The sequence below is a fragment of the Saccharothrix carnea genome (assembly GCF_003014735.1).
Taxonomy (GTDB): Bacteria; Actinomycetota; Actinomycetes; order Mycobacteriales; family Pseudonocardiaceae; genus Actinosynnema; species Actinosynnema carneum.
Genome location: NZ_PYAX01000010.1, coordinates 61,163 through 78,822, shown reverse-complemented (window position 1 = coordinate 78,822; position 17,660 = coordinate 61,163). Strand labels below are relative to the sequence as shown.

Annotated in this window: 17 protein-coding genes; 14 read left to right on the top strand and 3 right to left on the bottom strand. The window is 71.0% G+C overall.

All coding sequences use genetic code 11. The features are described 5' to 3' along the window. The first annotated feature begins 77 nt into the window (after positions 1-77). The gene (locus B0I31_RS27730; protein ID WP_106618527.1) at positions 78-437 is read left to right on the top strand and encodes a cupin domain-containing protein; all 360 of its coding nucleotides are present in this window, start codon (positions 78-80) and stop codon (positions 435-437) included. Between the two features lie 190 nt (positions 438-627). Here B0I31_RS27730 and B0I31_RS27725 read toward each other — a convergent pair whose 3' ends face one another. Continuing rightward, on the bottom strand, positions 628-1,584 hold the full coding sequence (locus tag B0I31_RS27725; RefSeq protein WP_245950514.1) for a LysR family transcriptional regulator: 957 nt from the start codon (positions 1,582-1,584) through the stop codon (positions 628-630). Between the two features lie 212 nt (positions 1,585-1,796). Here B0I31_RS27725 and B0I31_RS27720 point away from each other — a divergent pair, with 212 nt between their 5' ends. From B0I31_RS27720 to B0I31_RS27685, 8 genes are all read left to right on the top strand, one after another. Further along, positions 1,797-2,594 (top strand): 2-amino-3,7-dideoxy-D-threo-hept-6-ulosonate synthase, encoded by a 798-nt coding sequence (locus B0I31_RS27720; RefSeq protein WP_106618329.1) that lies wholly within the window; start codon positions 1,797-1,799, stop codon positions 2,592-2,594. A gap of 85 nt (positions 2,595-2,679) precedes the next feature. Beyond that, complete coding sequence (locus B0I31_RS27715) at positions 2,680-3,753, top strand: 3-dehydroquinate synthase II family protein (RefSeq protein ID WP_106618328.1); 1,074 nt, start codon at positions 2,680-2,682, stop codon at positions 3,751-3,753. A gap of 6 nt (positions 3,754-3,759) precedes the next feature. After that, positions 3,760-5,109 (top strand): class I adenylate-forming enzyme family protein, encoded by a 1,350-nt coding sequence (locus B0I31_RS27710; protein WP_106618327.1) that lies wholly within the window; start codon positions 3,760-3,762, stop codon positions 5,107-5,109. A 24-nt stretch (positions 5,110-5,133) separates the two neighbouring features. Further along, positions 5,134-5,712, top strand: a complete 579-nt coding sequence (gene idi, locus B0I31_RS27705) for an isopentenyl-diphosphate Delta-isomerase (RefSeq protein WP_106618326.1) — start codon at positions 5,134-5,136, stop codon at positions 5,710-5,712. Positions 5,713-5,948: 236 nt separating this feature from the next. Then, positions 5,949-7,211 (top strand): DUF1996 domain-containing protein, encoded by a 1,263-nt coding sequence (locus B0I31_RS27700; RefSeq protein WP_219910829.1) that lies wholly within the window; start codon positions 5,949-5,951, stop codon positions 7,209-7,211. Next, a complete protein-coding gene (locus tag B0I31_RS27695) occupies positions 7,208-8,923 on the top strand; it encodes a discoidin domain-containing protein (protein ID WP_245950484.1) in 1,716 nt (571 codons plus the stop codon). The genes B0I31_RS27700 and B0I31_RS27695 overlap by 4 nt, the downstream gene beginning before the upstream one ends. Before the next feature lie 55 nt (positions 8,924-8,978). After that, complete coding sequence (locus B0I31_RS27690) at positions 8,979-9,968, top strand: LacI family DNA-binding transcriptional regulator (RefSeq protein WP_219910828.1); 990 nt, start codon at positions 8,979-8,981, stop codon at positions 9,966-9,968. Positions 9,969-10,098: 130 nt separating this feature from the next. Continuing rightward, on the top strand, positions 10,099-10,821 hold the full coding sequence (locus B0I31_RS27685; protein WP_245950483.1) for a DUF998 domain-containing protein: 723 nt from the start codon (positions 10,099-10,101) through the stop codon (positions 10,819-10,821). Here B0I31_RS27685 and B0I31_RS27680 read toward each other — a convergent pair. Next, on the bottom strand, positions 10,788-12,398 hold the full coding sequence (locus tag B0I31_RS27680) for an AMP-dependent synthetase/ligase (RefSeq protein ID WP_106618323.1): 1,611 nt from the start codon (positions 12,396-12,398) through the stop codon (positions 10,788-10,790). The genes B0I31_RS27685 and B0I31_RS27680 overlap by 34 nt on opposite strands. A 45-nt stretch (positions 12,399-12,443) precedes the next feature. On the opposite strand from B0I31_RS27680, the gene B0I31_RS27675 reads away from it, so the two are divergent. The 5 genes from B0I31_RS27675 (at position 12,444) to B0I31_RS27660 (ending at position 16,156) form a co-directional block, all read left to right on the top strand. Further along, the gene (locus B0I31_RS27675; protein ID WP_181320447.1) at positions 12,444-12,992 is read left to right on the top strand and encodes a TetR/AcrR family transcriptional regulator; all 549 of its coding nucleotides are present in this window, start codon (positions 12,444-12,446) and stop codon (positions 12,990-12,992) included. Positions 12,993-12,997: 5 nt separating this feature from the next. Beyond that, positions 12,998-13,405: a hypothetical protein gene (locus B0I31_RS27670; RefSeq protein WP_106618524.1), complete on the top strand. Its 408-nt coding sequence runs from the start codon at positions 12,998-13,000 to the stop codon at positions 13,403-13,405. Between the two features lie 40 nt (positions 13,406-13,445). After that, positions 13,446-13,835 carry a hypothetical protein gene (locus tag B0I31_RS40115; RefSeq protein ID WP_146173968.1) on the top strand — a complete coding sequence of 130 codons (390 nt, stop codon included), beginning with the start codon at positions 13,446-13,448 and terminating at the stop codon, positions 13,833-13,835. A gap of 156 nt (positions 13,836-13,991) precedes the next feature. Continuing rightward, a complete protein-coding gene (locus tag B0I31_RS27665; protein ID WP_245950482.1) occupies positions 13,992-15,104 on the top strand; it encodes a glycoside hydrolase family 5 protein in 1,113 nt (370 codons plus the stop codon). Positions 15,105-15,208: 104 nt separating this feature from the next. Then, a complete protein-coding gene (locus B0I31_RS27660; RefSeq protein ID WP_181320445.1) occupies positions 15,209-16,156 on the top strand; it encodes a tetratricopeptide repeat protein in 948 nt (315 codons plus the stop codon). Positions 16,157-16,162: 6 nt separating this feature from the next. Here B0I31_RS27660 and B0I31_RS27655 read toward each other — a convergent pair whose 3' ends face one another. Next, positions 16,163-17,641: a glutamate-cysteine ligase family protein gene (locus B0I31_RS27655; protein WP_106618319.1), complete on the bottom strand. Its 1,479-nt coding sequence runs from the start codon at positions 17,639-17,641 to the stop codon at positions 16,163-16,165. Between the last annotated feature and the right edge of the window lie 19 nt (positions 17,642-17,660).

Below are 17,660 nucleotides of genomic sequence, written 5' to 3'. Positions count from 1 at the left end.
CGGTGGGTCGCTCGGCGCTGGGAGAACACCGTGGAACACGTGGAGCCTGCCGCCGTGGTGGGGCGGTAGCCGTGGAGATGCGCCGACTCGACCCGGGTGAGCTGGTCCGGGACAGCGGGCTGGTGGCCCGCAGGCTGATGCCGTGGCCGCTGGTGAACGCGCCGTTCGACGGCTCCTGGTGCGTGGTGCAGCCGGGTGCGGCGTCGGGCACGCACGCCCACCGCGAGCACGAGATCTGGGTGGCCGTGTCCGGCGAGGCGGAGATCGTCACCGACGCGGGCAGGCTGCCGTTCGGCGCGGGCGACATCGTGCACTTCCGCCCGTACGAGGAGCACCGGCTGGTCAACGACGGCGAGGTCGACTTCCAGTTCTTCGCCGCCTGGTGGGACGTGGAGATGGCCGAGCGCTACAGCGCCCGCGACGAAGACGCCCGCTGAACGCCCACCCCTGCTCGTCCGCCCCTGCGCGTCTGCCTGGTGGAACCGGAGAACGAGAGGGTTCGTCACAGTCGTGTCGTCGGATTCCCGGTGACGAAGAATCCGGGCCGTGGGGGGTCAGTGCTGGGCGGCACGAAAGCCCACGGCCCGGGACCCGGGACCTCACGTGGGGGAGTGTCCGGTCCGGACGTCAGCTGGCCGCCACGGTCAGCCCGGTGGCGGCGAGCTTGGCCGTGCGCGGGCCGTGCGCCCAGATCCGCTCCTGGTAGGCGCGCAGCAGTTGCGCGTGGATCTCGTCGACGTACTCCGCCGCCGCGCAGTCCCGCCGCCACACCACCGTCACCCGCCGGTGCACGGGATTGCCCACGATCGGTTTCAGCAGCACGCCCGGTAAGTCCTGCCCGGTCGGGAAGAAGCACGCCACCGTGTGCGTCGAGCGCACCAGTTCCGCGGCCGACGCCGGGTCCACCCCGAAGTGCGCGCACCGCGGCGTGAACCCGGCCGCCTCGCACGCCAGGTGGAGGTTCAACCTCCCGCCGCCGTAGCCCTCGTCGGACACCGCCCACTCCTCGTCGGCCAGTTCGGACAGCCGAATCTCGGTGCGCGCGGACAGCCGGTGCCCGACCCCGATCCCGACCAGCATCGGTTCCGTCACGACGGTCCGGCAGTCCACCTGTTCGGGAATCCGCAGAGGGCTCTGGGGGAACTCCGTGACCAGCGCGACGTCCAGCTTCCCGGTGCGCACCAGGTCGAGCACGGCATCGCTGGTGCGCTCGATGTGGGTCGTCTGCGGGTGCGTCGGCAGCAGCGAGCGCACCACCGCCACCAGCAACGGCGTCAGCGAACCGGCCACCCCGCCGAGCCTGATGCCGGTGACGTCGCTCTCCTCGGCCAGCTTGCGCGCGGTCACCAGCAGGTCGTCGAACCGTTCCACCAGGTCACGTGATCGCAGCACGACGTGGCGGCCGAGTTCGGTCAGCTCGACCCCGTCGGTGCGCCGCAGGAACAACGGACCACCGAACCCCCGCTCGATGCGGCGCAACTGCGCGGTCAACCCGGCCTGCGCGATCTTGAGCAGTGAGGCGGCTCGACTGATGCTGCCCGCTTCCGCCACGGTCAGCACGACGTGGAGATGCCTGAGCTCCATGTTCACTGCGGCAGCCTAGGGCAGCCGGTCAAACCGGACACCGACCGAGCGTGTGGCGCGGGCGACCACCGAGCGTCGAGGAGGGCACCGGCCGATTGCTCCAACAGGTGCATAACTGACGAGTTATCGCCACCTCACACCTCCCGCCGCGCTCACCGGTTCGACCACCCTGCCTAGTGGCCGGCACCGCAGACCGAGGAGGTGTGAGCGACATGACGAAAGCGTTGAGGCTGCGACGCCTTTCCCGTCCGCGCGACGACAGGTACCTCTTCGTCCCGCTCGACCACAGCGTCTCGGACGGCCCGGTGGTCCCGCGCGACCGGTGGCACGAGCTCATCGACTCGGTGGTCGTCGGCGGTGCCGACGCCATCATCGTCCACAAAGGACGCGTCCGCACCATCGACCCGGACGTGCTGGCGGGCTGCGCGCTGGTCGTGCACCTCAGCGCGGGCACCGCGCACGCCGCCGACACCAACGCCAAGGTCATCGTCGGCGAGGTGGACGAGGCGCTGCGACTGGGCGCCGACGCGGTGAGCGTGCACGTCAACATCGGCTCGGACACCGAGGAACGCCAGCTCGCCGACTTCGGCGTGGTCGCCAAGGCGTGCGACGAGTGGAACGTGCCGCTGATCGCCATGGTCTACCCGCGCGGTCCGCGCATCGCCGACCCGAACGACCCCGCGCTGCTCGCGCACGTGGTCAACATCGCGGTCGACCTCGGCGCCGACATCGTCAAGACCAACCTCGCGCGGCCCGCCCAGCGGATGGCCGACGTCATCGCCAGCTGCCCGATCCCGGTGCTCGTCGCGGGCGGACCGGCCACCGGCGGCAGCGTGGTCGACCACGCCCGCACCGCGATGGGCGTCGGCTGCGCGGGCCTGGCCGTGGGCCGCCGCGTGTTCACCGCGTCCGCGCCCATGTCGCTGGTCGCGGAACTGGCCTCGATCGTCCACGACGACACCGAAGCGGACCTGGTCCGCGCGATGACGGGCGTCGTGGCCACGTCATGACTTCGTCGCCCGCGCCCGCCGCCGGTCACCCGACCAGCGGCGGGGTGTCCGCACGCCGATCGGGCTCTCACCCCTTGGAGAACCGTTGAAGTTCGCCTGGATCGACCTCCGAACCGTCCCCGAGGCGCACCGCGATGCCGTCGTGGACGCCGCGGTGCACGCCCGCCTCGCCGGCGTCGTCTCCGACGACCCCGCGCTGCTGGAGACGCTGCCGCCCACGATCACCCGGGTGCTCGTCGCCGACGCGGCGGTCGACAGCCCGCACCTGGTCACCGTGGTCGTGGACGACCAGGACGCGCTGGACCGGCTCACCACCGACGCGGCGTTCGTGCAGGTCCGCGACGACCGCACGCTCAAGCTCGCGTGCGCGGCCGCCGTGAAGCTCGGCCACACCGTGGTCGCCTTCACCGATCCGACGAAGATCCCGCTGGAGATCGTCATCGCCGCCGCGGACGGCGCGCCCGGCAAGCTCGTCACCGTCGTGGCCGACCTCGAAGAGGCCGCGATCGTGCTCGACGTGCTGGAGCACGGCTCGGACGGCGTGCTCATGGCACCGCGCGACGCCAACGACGTGTTCAAGCTGGCCCGGCTGCTGGAGGCGACCACCCCGCCGCTGGACCTCACCACGCTCGTCGTCGACGGCATCACCCACAACGGCCTCGGCGACCGCGTCTGCGTCGACACCGCCTCGCACTTCCAGGAGGACGAGGGCATCCTCGTCGGTTCCTTCTCCTCCGGCTTCATCCTGTGCTGCAGCGAGACCCACCCGCTGCCCTACATGCCGACCCGGCCGTTCCGGGTCAACGCCGGCGCCCTGCACTCCTACGTGCTCGGCCCGGACAACCGCACCAACTACCTGTCCGAACTGCGTTCGGGCAGCACGGTGCTCGCCGTCAACTCCGAGGGACGCACCCGCAAGCTCACGGTCGGCCGGGCCAAGCTCGAATCCCGCCCGATCCTGACCATCACCGCGCACTCGCCCGAGGGCGTCGAGGTGAGCCTGACCGTGCAGGACGACTGGCACGTGCGGGTGCTCGGCCCCGGCGGGAAGGTCCGCAACGTCACCGAGCTGCAGCGCGGCGACGAGCTGCTCGGCTACATCGCGACCGAGCAGCGGCACGTGGGCATCCCCATCGGCGAGTTCTGCAAGGAGACCTGAGCCAAGATGCGCGAGTTCGTCACCGACCTGTTGCGCCGCCAGGGCGACGACGTGCCGGTGTTCAGCCACGACCACACCGTGACGCACGGCGCGTTGCGGGCCTCGGTCGCCGCCGAGGCGAGCCTGTTCGCCGCTTCCGGGGTGGGGGAGGGCAGCACGGTCGCCCTGCACGTGCCGCCGAGCTTCACCCAGCTGGAGGTGGTGCTGGCGCTGTGGAGCCTCGGCGCCAGGGTGATCTCGATCGACCACCGGCTCAAGCCCGCCGAGGTCGAGGTGCTGCGCGAGCTCACCCGGCCGCAGTTCGTCGTGCGCGCGTCCGGCTGGTCCGGCCTGTTCCGCGAGCGCTACGAGCTGGTGACCGAGCCCAGGACGGACGGGCGGCCCGCGGCGACCAGGCACCGGCTGGTCCAGTTCACCTCCGGCTCCACCGGGCGGCCCAAGGTCGTCGGCCGCAGCACCGAGTCGATCATCCGCGAGGTGATGCGGTTCGGCGCCGCCGAGGGCATGCCGGGGCACGGCGAGCGGCTGCTCCTGCTCAACTCCACCGCGCAGAGCTTCGGCCTGATGGGCGGGCTGCTGCACGCGCTGGCCGCGGGCGTGCACCTGGTGTTCGCCGGGAAGCTGTCGGCGGAGGACATCCTGCGCACCGCCGCCCGGCACGAGGTCGACTTCATCACCGGCGTGCCGTTCCACTTCGACCTGCTCGCCTCCGCCGCCGACCGGTCGGCGCTGCGCACGGTGCGCGGCGCGTTCGCGGGCGGTGAGCTGATGCGGCCGGACGTGGCGGAGCGGTTCGCCGACGCCTACGGCTTCATGGTCGGCGAGTGCTTCGGCACCACCGAGACCGGCGCGCTGACCATGGACGCGGCGGGCGCGACCCGGCCGGCGGTGGGCAAGCCCCTGTCCGACACCACGATCCGGGTGCGCGACGGGCTGGTCGAGGTGGCGCTGGACCAGTCCCCGTACCTCGACGAGGGCGACCCCACCCGTTACCTGGACGGGTGGTTCCGAACGGGTGACCGGGGCGAGTTCGACGCGCACGGCAACCTGCGGCTGCTCGGCCGCGCGGACTCGCTCGTGGTGGTGCGCGGCAGCAACGTGGACCTGACCCAGGTCGAGGCGGCACTGCGCGCCCACCCGCTGGTAACCGAGGCGATCGCGGTGCACGACGAGGTGATCGAGGCCTACGTCTCCACCGGCTCCGACACGCTCACGCCGGAGCAGGTGTCCGCGTGGTGCGCCGAGCGGTTGGCCGAGTTCAAGCAGCCGCAGCGGGTGCACGTGCTGCGGGCGTTGCCGCGCACGTCCGCCGGCAAGCTGGTGCGCAACCCCAGGGTGCTCGCCGACGCGCGGTGATCGCGGGTGTGGCAGGGTGGGGGTGTGGAACAAGTCGTGCTCCTGGACGAGTCCGGTGCCGGGATCGGCGTGGCCGACAAGGCTTCCGTGCACCACGCGTCCACCCCGCTGCACCTGGCGTTCTCGTCGTACCTGTTCGACGCGGCGGGCAGGCTGCTGTTGACCAGGCGTGCGCTGCACAAGAAGACGTGGCCCGGTGTCTGGACCAACTCGTGCTGCGGCCACCCGGCGCCCGACGAGCCGATGGCGGCGGCGGTGGCGCGGCGGCTGGTCGACGAGCTGGGGCTGGCCGACGTGACGCTGGACCTGGTGCTGCCCGCGTTCCGCTACCGGGCGGAGATGGAGAACGGCGTCAGGGAGAACGAGATGTGCCCGGTCTTCCGCGGCCGCGTCTCCGGCGACCCGCACCCGAACCCGGACGAGGTTGACTCGTTCGAGTGGGTCCCGTGGTCGGAGTTCGCCCCCGCCGTCCTGGCCGGCGCCCGCCCCGTCTCCCCGTGGTGCGCCCTCCAGGTCGCCGAGCTGTGGGAGCTGGGCCCCGACCCCCTGGCCTGGCCCACCGCCTCCCCGACCTCCCTCCCCACCGCCGCCCGCCTCTCCTGAACGCTCAGCACGCGAGAGTCGTACCTTCACGCCCCGCGTGTCCTACGTTCAGGACCACCGTGTCCTACGTTCGCGTACCCCGAATTCAACGCTCAGGTCAGAGAGCGCTCTCTGAGCCGGTGTTGCGGGATGACCGGAACTCGCCGATTACCTTGACTGCCCTGGTGGTCAGGCTTACGTTCCGCTGTGAGAGCGCTCTCTGACACCCTCCCTGCAACGCCTCCGAAAGGGGAGTCGTGATCCCCACCATTCGCCGATGGCGTCGACTGGTCACCGCCACCACCGTCGCGGTGCTGACCGCGTCCGCCTTGTCCTTCGTCACCTCTCCCGCCTCGGCGGCGCCGGAACTGCTGTCCCAGGGCAAGCCGGTGACCGCCTCCTCCACCGAGAACGGCGGCACGCCCGCCTCCGCCGCCGTCGACGGCAACACCGGCACCCGCTGGTCCAGTGCCGCGGCCGACCCGCAGTGGCTCCGCGTCGACCTCGGCACGTCCACCGCGATCAGCCAGGTCTCGCTGAACTGGGAGGCCGCCTACGCGCGCTCCTTCCAGCTGCAGACCTCGGCCGACGGCAACGCCTGGACCACCATCGCCACCGCGTCCGGCAACGTCGGCGTGCAGAACGTGACCGTCTCGGCCACCGCCCGGTTCGTCCGCGTCTACACGACCGCCCGCGCCACCCAGTACGGCGTGTCGCTGTGGGAGTTCCAGGTGTTCGGCGTCCGCAACACCAGCGGCCCGATCGTGCGGGTCGCCGAGTTCCTGGCGGACTGCCCGTACAGCCACCGCCTGCCGGACGACCCGATCGTCGCGCCGAACCTGCCCGGCGGCTCGCACATGCACAGCTTCTTCGGCAACACCACCACCAACGCCCGCTCGACCGTCCAGTCGCTGCTGGCCGGCACGAGCAACTGCAACCCGGGCACCGACCTGTCGTCGTACTGGGTCCCCACCCTGTACGCGGACAACCAGCCCGTCGAGCCGACCGGCACCACGTTCTACTACCTGGGCGAAGGCGTGCGCGACGACGTGATCGCCCGCATCCAGCCGTTCCCGCTGGGCCTGCGGATCGTCGCGGGCAACGCCAAGGCCACCCAGCCCGACGCCAGCACGATCTCGCGCTGGTCCTGCCTGCACGCCGGCCACGTGGGCGCGTCCAAGGACTTCGTGAACTGCCCCGCCGGCACCATGATGGAGTCCTACCTGGACTTCCCGCAGTGCTGGAACGGCCGCGACCTCGACTCGCCGGACCACAAGAGCCACATGGCGTACCCGGTGAACGCGGACTGCCCGTCGACCCACCCGGTGCCCGTGCCGAAGCTGCGCCAGGTGCTGCGCTACCCGGTGAACGGCGACCCGTCGCGGTTCCGCCTCGCCTCCGGGCCCGGCTTCACCATGCACGGCGACTTCTTCAACGCGTGGCCGGAGGCGGAACTCGCCCGCCGGGTGCGCGACTGCATCAACCCGATCATCAAGTGCGGCGCGGACGGCCGCCCGTGAAGCGCCTGATCACCGCGGTCGCCCTGCTCGGCGCGCTGGTCGTGCCCACCGTGTCCGCCGGGCCCGCCGGCACCGCGCAGGCAGCCGAGTGCGGCACGGCCAACGCGGCGCTCAACGCACCGGTCACCGCGTCGTCGGTCGAGACGGGCAGCCCGTTCGTGGCCGCCTCGGCGGTGGACGGCAACGCCGGAACCCGCTGGTCCAGCGCGTTCAGCGACCCGCAGTGGCTGCGCGTCGACCTGGGCGCGAACCGCGAGGTGTGCGGCGCGACGCTGCAGTGGGAGGCCGCGTACGCGACGGCGTTCCAGCTCCAGGTCTCGGCCGACGGCTCGTCGTGGACCACGGTCTACCAGACCACCACCGGCACCGGCGGCACGCAGAACGTCACCTTCACCGGCACGGGCCGCTACCTCCGCGTCCACACCACGGCCCGCGCCACGCAGTACGGCGTGTCGTTGTGGGAGTTCGCCGTCCGCACGGGCACGAACTCGACGCCCACCGAGGGCCTGCTGTCCTACAACAAGCCCGCGTTCGCCTCGTCGTTCCAGGACGACGGCGCGTGCCCGGCCTGCACGCCGGCCAAGGCGCTGGACTTCAACCCGGCCACCCGGTGGGCCACCAGCGCCACCACCGGCTGGGTCGACCCGGGCTGGATCTACGTCGACCTGGGCGCCACCGCGCAGGTCAGCAAGGTCGTGGTGCAGTGGGACCCGGCGTTCGCCACCGGGTTCGAAATCCAGACCTCGGCGAACGCGTCCAGCTGGACCACGATCCACACCGTCACGGCGGGTACCGGGTTCAAGCAGACGTTCACCGTGAACGGTACGGGTCGGTACGTGCGGCTGAACCTGACCAAGCGCAGCGGCCAGTACGGCTACTCGCTGTGGGAGTTCCAGGTCTACGGCACCGGCGGCAGCCCCACACCGCCACCGGCGCAGGCACCGGATCCGGGCAACCCGCTGCGGCTGGTGTGGAGCGACGAGTTCAACGCCACCGCGGGCAGCCGGCCCGACTCGGCCAAGTGGCGCCCGGAGATCGGCACGGGGCAGAACGCGGAGCTGCAGTACTACACCGACAACCGCAACGCGTTCACCGATGGTGCCGGGAACATGGTGCTGGAGGCCAGGCGGGAGGTCACGCCGGGCTCGGCGTGCCCGGTCGACCCGGTCAGCGGCTCCGGCACGTGCCAGTACACGTCGGCCCGGCTCATCACCGAGGGCAAGGCGTCGTGGACCTACGGCCGGTTCGAGGCGCGCGTCAAGGTGTCGGGCACCAAGGGCCTGTGGCCCGCGTTCTGGATGCTCGGCACGGACATCTTCAAGGGCACCCCGTGGCCCGCGAGCGGTGAGATCGACATCATGGAGCACCTGGGCCGTGAGCCGAACACCGCTTACCAGACGATCCACGGTCCGGCGTACTTCGGCGGTGGCGGCATCGGCAAGATGCACGACATCGGGCAGGACTACGCCAACGCCTTCCACGTGTTCCGGGTCGACTGGAACAGCAAGGGCATGGTGTTCAGCATCGACGACGTGACCGTGCTCACCATCGACAAGGCGACGGTGGAGGCGACCCGCGGCCCGTGGGTGTTCGACAAGCCGTTCTTCATCCTGCTCAACAACGCGGTGGGCGGTGAGTGGCCCGGTCCGCCGGACGCCACCACGGTCTTCCCGCAGCGAATGCTGGTCGACTACGTCCGCGTCTACCAGTGACGGGTGGGTGCGGTCACGCCTCGGCGTGACCGCACCTCCCGGTATAAAGGCTGACGTGGACCGCAGACCAGTCACGTTGGAAGAGGTCGCGCGGATCGCGGGGGTTTCCCGGGCCACGGTGTCCCGGGTCGTCAACGGGGTCGCCACGGTGGACCGTGAGCTGCGCCAAGTCGTGGAGAAGGCGATCTCCACGACCGGGTACACACCCAACCGCGCGGCGCGTTCGCTCGTCACCCGCCGGGCGGGTGCCATCGGCCTCGTCCTGCCCGAAGAAGGCCGGACCGTGCACGACCCGTACTTCGGCCGGGTGGTGAGCGGCGTGCTGCCGGTGATCCGGCCTCTGGGCGTGCAACTCGTGCTGACCACCGGCGACCACCGCGAGGTCGTGGACGACATCCGCCAACGCAGGCTCGACGGCGTGATCCTGATCCACACCCACGGCGCCGACCCCCTCCCGCGCCAGCTGATCGAGGCCAACCTCCCGGTCGTCCTGGCCGCCCGCCCGGTCCGCCCGATGTCGATCACCTACGTCGACGTCGACCAAGCCGCCGGCGCGGCCCTCGCCGCCGACCACCTGATCTCCTCGGGCTGCCGCCACCTGGCCACCATCACCGGCCCACTGGAAACCCCCGCCGGCCAGGACCGGCTGCGCGGCTTCCTCGAGGCAACGGCCCGGCACGGCCTGCCCGAACCCGTCGTGGTCGAGGGCGACTTCTCCCGCGAGGGCGGCGCCAAGGCCGCCCAGGAACTGCTGGCGGACGCGGCCGTCGACGGCCTGTTCGTCGCCTCCGACCTGATGGCGACCGGCGCACTGCCGGTACTGCGCCAAGGCGGGCGGCGGGTGCCCGAGGCCCTCAAGGTGGTCGGCTTCGACGACAGCAGCCCCGCCGTCGAGTGCGACCCACCACTGACCACGGTGCGGCAGCCGGTGGAGGACATGGCCGCCGAAATGGCCCGCCTGCTGGTCGAACGAGTCGAGCGCCCCGACCGCCCGGTCAGCTCAGTCGTGTTCGCCCCGACACTGGTGATCCGCCAATCCAGCTAAGCCACACCCGACCAACACGGGACCGCACCCGCCCACGCTCCGCCCAGGGGCCGGCCGACCCGCCGACCCAGCGGACCCACCGCCCTGTCGGCAACCTGTCGATTCACCCAACGCAGGAACAACACTCGGGGTGCTGTCCGTTCTGCCCGTTGTGCTGACCGCCAACACCGCCCGGACCCGCTTCGTCGCCCTCGCGGGTGCTGCCGCCGTCGTGCTGACCGTCGCCCTGGTCGGCGGCCTCGACCTCTACCGGCTCGGCGAGTCCACCCGGCACCTGCGCCGCACCATCAGCGAGTACGCCCTCGGCCCGTACCGCTGGGTGTTCGACACCGGTGTGCTGCTGCTCGTCGCGGGGTCGGTCGCGATCCTGGCCGTACTCGTCCGCCACGGCGTGGCGAAGTGGAACTCGGTGGGCGCGGTCGCTTTCGGGGCGTGGGCGGTCGGGTTGACGTTGGTCGTGATCTTCCCCAAGAACAACTGGGCGATCGGGCCGAGCATGAGCGGCAGCATCCACCGCTTCGGCAGTCTGCTCGCGTTCATCGCGCTGCCGATCGCCGCGACGCTGCTGGCCCGACCGTGGCGACGTGACCCGGTGTGGGGTGCGCACGCCCGCTGGACGTTCCGGTTCGGCCTGCTGTCGGCCCTGGCGTTCACGCCGATCCTGTACGCGATCGGCGTGAACGCGGTCGTGGGCACGTCCTGGTGGCGCGTCATCCCGCTCGGATACGTCGAGCGGCTCCTGGTCCTGACCGAGGTGGTCGCCGTGCTGGTGGCCGGCGTCTGGGCGGTAGCGCTGGCGCACCGGCCCACCGCGCCCGATCAGGCGTACAAGCCGTCCAGCACGTCCTTGTAGCGCGTCTCGATCTCCTTGCGCCGCATCTTCAGGCTGGCCGTCAACGTCCCGTCGTCGACCGAGAAGTCCTTCGGCAGCACGGCGAACTTCTTGATCGTCTCGTGCCGCGCCAACTTCCGGTTCGCCTCCTCGACGGCACGCCCCACCTCGACCTCCGCGTCCAACCCCTCTGGTGCGAGGTCGGCGTCGATGGTGACCAGGGCGACGCAGTAGTTGCGGCCGTCGCCGTGCACGAGCACGTTGCCGATGTACGGGCTGCCCGCCTTCACCAGACCCTCGACCGCCTGCGGCGCGACGTACTTGCCGCCGGAGGTCTTGATCAGCTCCTTCTTCCGGTCGGTGATCCGCAACCGGCCTCCGGAATCCAACTCCCCGATGTCACCGGTGTGCAGCCAGCCCTCCTGCAACGTCGCGGCGGTCTCCTCGGGCAGCCCGTGGTAGCCGCGCATGATCCCGCGCCCGCCGATCAGCACCTCGCCGTCGTCGGCGATGCGCACCTCGGTGCCCACCAGCGGCTTGCCGACCGTGCCGAGCTTGTTCGCGCCAGGCCGGTTCACGAACGATGCCGCCGACGACTCGGTCAGCCCGTAGCCCTCCAGGATCGTGATGCCCGCCCGGTCGAAGAACTCGCCGACCGGCCGGGACAGCGGCGCCGAGCCGGACACGAAGTACTTGATCCGCCCGCCGACCCGGTCCCGCAGCTTGCTGAACACCAGCTTGTCGGCGATCTTGCGGCGCACCGTCCACTCGGGGTGCTCGGACACGGCCAACGCCCAGTCGAACAGCTTCGCCTTCACCCCGCCCGCTTCACGCATGGAGGCCACCACCCGCTGGTGGATCTTCTCGAAGATCCGCGGCGCGGCGGCCACCACGGTCGGCCGCAGTTCGAGCAGGTTGGCCGCGATCCGGTCCACGTCACCGTCCACGGCGGTGGGCACACCGGTCGACAGCATCCCGACCTGCAGCACCTTGCCGAACGCGTGCGACATGGGCAGCCACAGGAAGTGCAGCTCGTCCGGCGTCAGCACGCCCAGCTCGCGGATCGCCTCGGCGGTGTAGAGCCAGTTGTCGTGGGTCAACTCCACACCCTTGGGCGTGCCCGTGGTCCCCGACGTGTAGATCAGCGTCGCCAGCCGGTCCGGCGTCAGCTCGTCCACCATCGCGTCGTAGTCACCATCACCGACCTCGTCGGGCTCCCAGTCGGGTGTGATGACCTTCGCCTCGACCTTGTCCGCCAGCCCCGGGTCGGCGACCACGAGCACGCTCTGCGAATCACGCACGATGTGCGCGACGACGTCCGGCGTGCTGCTGGGGTAGATGGTCGTCGTGACGCCGCCCGCGGCGAGCACGGCCAGGTCGGTGAGGATCCAGTCCACGCTGGTGGCGGCCATGATCGCGACCCGTGCCTCGTCCCGCACGCCGAGCTCGCGGAAGCCCAGCGCCCGCCTGCGCACGTGCTCGCCGACCTCGGCCCAGGTCAGCGACGTCCACGTGTCGCCGGCGCGGTGGCGCAGCGCCTCGGCGTCCGGGGTCTCGCGCACGCGTTCGCGCAGCAGATCGGGGATGGAACGGGCCACGGTGACCTCCAGGGGAGCGGCGCTCTAGAGCGGTACTCTAGCCCCGTGAGAGCGACCGGTCAGCGGGCAGTGCTCGACGCGGCCCTCGCGCTGGTCGACGAGGGCGGGCTGGACGCCGTCACGATCAGCGCCCTGACCGCTCGTTCCGGGGTGTCGAACGGCAGTGTCTACCACCATTTCGGCAGCCGGGCGGGCCTGTTCGCGGTGCTGTACGGGGAGAGCTTCGCGCACTGCGTGGCGGCGATCGTCCCGGCGCTGGACCTCGGTGACGCGGAGAAGGTCGTGCGCGCCCTCGTGGCCCGCTACCTCGGCTGGGTGGCCGAGCACCCCGGTCGGGCCAGGTTCCTCTACGCCGCGCCGTCGACCGCCGACCCGGTCGTGAAGGCGGAGGTGTTCGAGCCGGTCGCACGCTGGTTCGCGGCCCGGATGGCGGCGGGCGAGCTGCGCGAGATCCCGTTGTGGGCGCTGGATCCCGTGGTGATGGGACCCGCGCACGAGTGCGCCCGCCGTCACCTGATGGGTGTGCTCGACCTGGCCGCGGCCTCCGATCTGGTCGGTGACGCGGTGTGGGCGTCGGTCGCGCCCGTAGGGTGATCACCATGGCCACTTGGGGCGACCTAGCCGCGTACGTGCATGACACTTATGACGTGATCGCGGAGAACGAGGACGAGATCCGGATCCTGTTCAACTTCGAGCAGTACGACGAGGACGACGAGCGGACCCAGGTGGTCATCCTGGTCCGCGAGGTCCTCGACAAGCTGCACGAGTGGGTGCAGATCGCGTCGCCGATCGGGCTGGCGACGAACGTCGACCTGCACGCGTTCCTGGCCGAGGTCGGCAACTCGACCATCGCGTGCGGTGCGGCGATCATGGGTGAGCACGTCGTGCTGCGGCACTCGTTGCCGTTGTCGGACCTGGACATCCACGAGTTCACCGAGCCGCTGGCGCTGCTCGCGGGCACGGCGGACCGGCTGGAGGAAACGTTCTTCGGCGGCGACGACTACTAGTGCTAAGTTAGCCTTACCTAATTCTAGGGAAGGCTCACGCGTGTCGGTCGCGATCGCCGGGTACGAGTCCATGGCCGTGCAGGTGCGCGCGGAGCTGGGTGAACGACGACTGGTCGCCGCCGTGCGGTCCCTGTTCGTGCGGCACGAGGTGCTGCGCGCGGACGGCTTCACGGCCGAGTCGTGCGTCCGGCGCGTGGTCCTGCCGCCCGTGCTCGTGCCGCTGGCCGCCGTCGACGACGTGCCGGACCACGCGCCGCTGCGGGTGGTGTGGTTCGACGGTGGCGTGGCGGGGCGGCTCGTGCTGGCCGTGCGCCGTGACGTGCTGGTCCGGCTGCCGTGGCACGTGCTGCTGCCCGGGTTGGTGTCGGCGTGGAGCGTGAGCACCCACCTGCGTGCGCGTCGTGCCGCCGTCCCGGTCCCGGTCGCCTGAACCGTTGACAGCGAGCCCGCCGGGGTGCTGTGATCCCTCAACAGATAGGAAACTTTCCTAACTGACTCTCGCAGTGACCCGCACCGATCCGCACCACTCCGCGTTGATCCGCCGCCGCCGTGCTCCACCTCACCCCTGAACCGTGGGAGGCGCCCCGTGGCAACCCGATGGCCTGCCTTGACCCTGCTGGTGCCGCTCGTCGCGGCAGTCCTGTCCGTGCCGACCGCAGCGGCGGACACCGGCCCCACCGACTTCGAGTCCGCCGACGTCGGCACGTCGGCCGTCACCGAGCACCGACCCGCCAAGACCAACGTCAACACCGCCGGCACGAGCCGGCCCGCCGACGTCAACGGGCAGTTGCGGGTGTGCGGCGTGAAGCTGTGCAACCGGTACGGCAAGCCGATCCAGTTGCGCGGCATGAGCACGCACGGCATCCAGTGGTACGCGCACTGCGTGAAGCCCGCGTCCCTGGACGCGTTGGCGGGCGACTGGGGCGCCGACGTCCTGCGGATCTCGCTGTACGTGCAGGAGGGCGGGTACGAGACCAACCCGCGCAAGTTCACCGACCTGGTGCACGGCTACATCGAGGAGGCGACGCGGCGCGGCCTGTACGCGCTGGTCGACTGGCACCAGCTCGACCCGGGCGACCCGAACGCGAACATCTCGCTGGCGCGCACGTTCTTCACCGAGATCGCGCGGCGGCACCGGGACAAGACCAACATCATCTACGACATCGCCAACGAGCCGAACAACGTGTCGTGGGCGGGCATCAAGTCCTACGCCGAGCAGATGATCCCGGTGATCCGGGCGCAGGACCCGGACGGCGTGGTGTTCGTCGGCACGCACGGCTGGGGGTCGCTGGGCATCTCGGACGGGCGCAGCGAGCAGGACATCATCGCCAATCCCGTCAACGCCACGAACTTCATGTACACGTTCCACTTCTACGCGGCTTCGCACCAGGACGAGTACTTCGCCGCGCTGCAGCGGGCGGCGGCACGGCTGCCGATCTTCGTGACCGAGTTCGGCACCCAGACCTACACCGGTGACGGCGCCAACGACTTCGCGTACAGCCAGAAGTACCTGGACTTCCTGGCCGCGAACAAGATCGGCTGGACGAACTGGAACTTCTCCGACGACTTCCGCTCGGGCGCGGTGTTCAAGCAGGGCACCTGCGCCGGTTCCACGTTCACCGGCACGGGCGTGCTGAAGCCCGCCGGCGTCTGGATCCGCGACCGCATGAGGACCCCGGACAACTTCCCGACCAGCTGACCAGACCCATCGACGGTACGGCGTGCGCACAGGTAAGCGTACGCCGTACCGTTATGGAACGATCGTCGGTACCGGCTCGTTTCATCCAAGGGGAAGGGGCACGAGTGCGGCGGTGGTGGCGCAAGGCGGATCGTTCGGCCGGACGGCGGGAGGCGGAGCTGCGCCGTGCCGCCGACCGCGGTGACGTCGAGGCCATGGTCGCGCTGGCCGACCTGATCTCGTCCGGCGGCCCGTCCCGCGAAGAGGACGAGCGGTGGTACCGCGCGGCGGCCGAGGTGGGTCACCCCCGCGCTCTCGCGGTCATCACCACCCGGCTGCGGGTGCGCGGCGAGGACGCCGAGGCCGAACGGTGGCTGCGGCGGGCCGTGGAAGCGATCGACGTGCCGTTCTTCCTGGTCGAACTGGGGGAGCTGCTGGCCGCCCGCGGTGAGCTGGAAGAGGCCGAGTACTGGTACCGCCGCGCCGCGGACGGCGGTCACGTCACCGCGATGAGCCACCTCGGCTCGCTGCTCGCGGCGACCGGCCGGACCGGTGACGCCGAGGAGTGGTACCGGCTGGCGGCCGGGTTCGGGAGCAGGCCCGCCACGGTCGACCTCGCGCTGCTCCTGATCCACCGCGGCGAGACCGCCGAGGCCGAGCGCCGGCTGGCCGAGGCGTCGGACGCGCGTGGCGTCGACGTGGGCGGGCAGCTGTGGGCCGCACTGCCCGAATTGGACGCCGGTGAACTCGACCTCCGGGAACGTGACGCGGCGGACGCGGGCCGGCACCGGGTGCTGGTCGTCCTGGGCGTGCTGGCCGGGAGGCGCGGTGACGTCGACCGGGCCGAGCAGTGCTTCCGCCGCGCGGCCGACGCCGGTGACGTGCAGGCCATGTACGAGCTGGGGATGCTGCTGACGCGGTGGGGCGGCGCGACCGTCCGCGCGCAGGCCAGGGGACCACACCGCCCCGGTCGGGCGATCCCGTCGCCCGCGGACCTCCCGCGGCCGTGGTTCGCCCGAGCCGCCGAACTCGGCCACCCCGACGCGGTCATGGCGCTGGGCAAGCCCACCTGACCCCGGTCAGGACACCGGCCAGGTGTGGACCGGTTCGTTGCTGTGCATCAGGTCGCGGTAGGTGCGCAGCATCCGGCGCAGCGCCTCGGGCCGGTCCAGGGCGGTGTGGTCGTAGTGCCGGTGGAAGGCCCGTGCCTGCCACGTCGCCCCGTTCACGCCGGTCAGGCAGCGCTGCTCGATCACGCCGAGCAGGCGGTCGCGTTCGGCCTGGTCCACCTTCATCCGCACCAGGCCCTCGTGCGCCATCGGCAGCAGTCGGCGCAGCACCAGTTCCGCCACCGGCACCGTGCCCAGACCCGGCCAGTAGACCTGCGCGTCGAGCCCGGACCGCGCGCCCGCGGTGAAGTTCTCCTCCGCCGCGCTGAACGACATCTGCGACCACAGCGGCCGTTCCTCCTCGGCCAGCACGCGCACCAGGCCGTAGTAGAACGCGCCGTTCGCCAGCATGTCGACCACGGTCGGCCCGGACGGCAGGGTCCGGTTCTCCACCCGCAGGTGCGGCTGGTCGCGCACCACGTCGTACACCGGCCGGTTCCAGCGGTAGATCGTGCCGTTGTGCAGCCGCAGCTCGGCCAACGACGGCGTGTCGCCGCGCTCCAGCACCTGCACCGGGTCTTCCTCGTCGCAGATCGGCAGCAGCGCCGGGAAGTACCGCACGTTCTCCTCGAACAGGTCGAAGATCGACGTGATCCACCGCTCCCCGAACCACACCCGCGGCCGGACGCCCTGCTCCTTCAGCTCGTCGCTGCGCGTGTCCGTGGCCTGCTGGAACAACGCGATCCGCGTCTCCCGCCACAGCTCCTTGCCCAGCAGGAACGGCGAGTTGGCCCCGATCGCGACCTGCACGCCCGCGATGGCCTGCGCCGCGTTCCAGTACGCCGCGAAGTCCTCCGGCGACACCTGCAGGTGGAACTGAGTGCTCGTGCACGCCGCCTCCGGCACGATCGAGTCCGCGGTCAGCTGCAACCGCTCGACCCCGCTGATCGAGATCTGCAGGTCCTCGCCCCGCGCGGCCAGCACCTGCTCGTTGAGCAGCGTGTACCGCGGGTTGCCGGACAGCGCGTCCACCGCCAGGTGCTTGGGCTGCAACGTCGGCAGGATCCCGATCATCACCATGTGCGCGTCCACGCCGCGCGCCTTGTGCTCGGCCTCGTTCAACGACGTCCGCACGACGTCCTCGAACGCCGTGATCCCGCCGCCGGTCAGCAGCCGGGGCGCGACGTTGATCTCCAGGTTCCACTGGCCGAGCTCGGTCACGAAGTCCGGGTCGGCGATGGCCTCCAGCGCCTCGGCGTTGCGCATCGTCGGGTCGCCCGCGTCGTCGACCAGGTTGAGCTCGATCTCCAACCCGGTCGTCGGCCGGTCGAACTCGAACCGCGACTCGCTCAGCATCCGGGCGAACACGTCCAGGCAGCGACGCACCTTCGTGCGGTACTTCGTCCGGTCGTCGCGGGTGAACTGCTGTCGCCCGACCTCGTCGCCCATACCGCCGCCTTCCCAACCG

Excerpts from the sequence above, each read along its gene's own strand:
- B0I31_RS27725 (WP_245950514.1), bottom strand. The coding sequence starts at position 1,584 with ATGGAGCTCAGGCATCTCCACGTCGTGCTGACCGTGGCGGAAGCGGGC.
- B0I31_RS27655 (WP_106618319.1), bottom strand. The coding sequence starts at position 17,641 with ATGGGCGACGAGGTCGGGCGACAGCAGTTCACCCGCGACGACCGGACG.
- B0I31_RS27670 (WP_106618524.1), top strand. The coding sequence starts at position 12,998 with ATGGCCACTTGGGGCGACCTAGCCGCGTACGTGCATGACACTTATGAC.
- B0I31_RS27710 (WP_106618327.1), top strand. The coding sequence starts at position 3,760 with ATGCGCGAGTTCGTCACCGACCTGTTGCGCCGCCAGGGCGACGACGTG.
- B0I31_RS27720 (WP_106618329.1), top strand. The coding sequence starts at position 1,797 with ATGACGAAAGCGTTGAGGCTGCGACGCCTTTCCCGTCCGCGCGACGAC.
- B0I31_RS27730 (WP_106618527.1), top strand. The coding sequence starts at position 78 with ATGCGCCGACTCGACCCGGGTGAGCTGGTCCGGGACAGCGGGCTGGTG.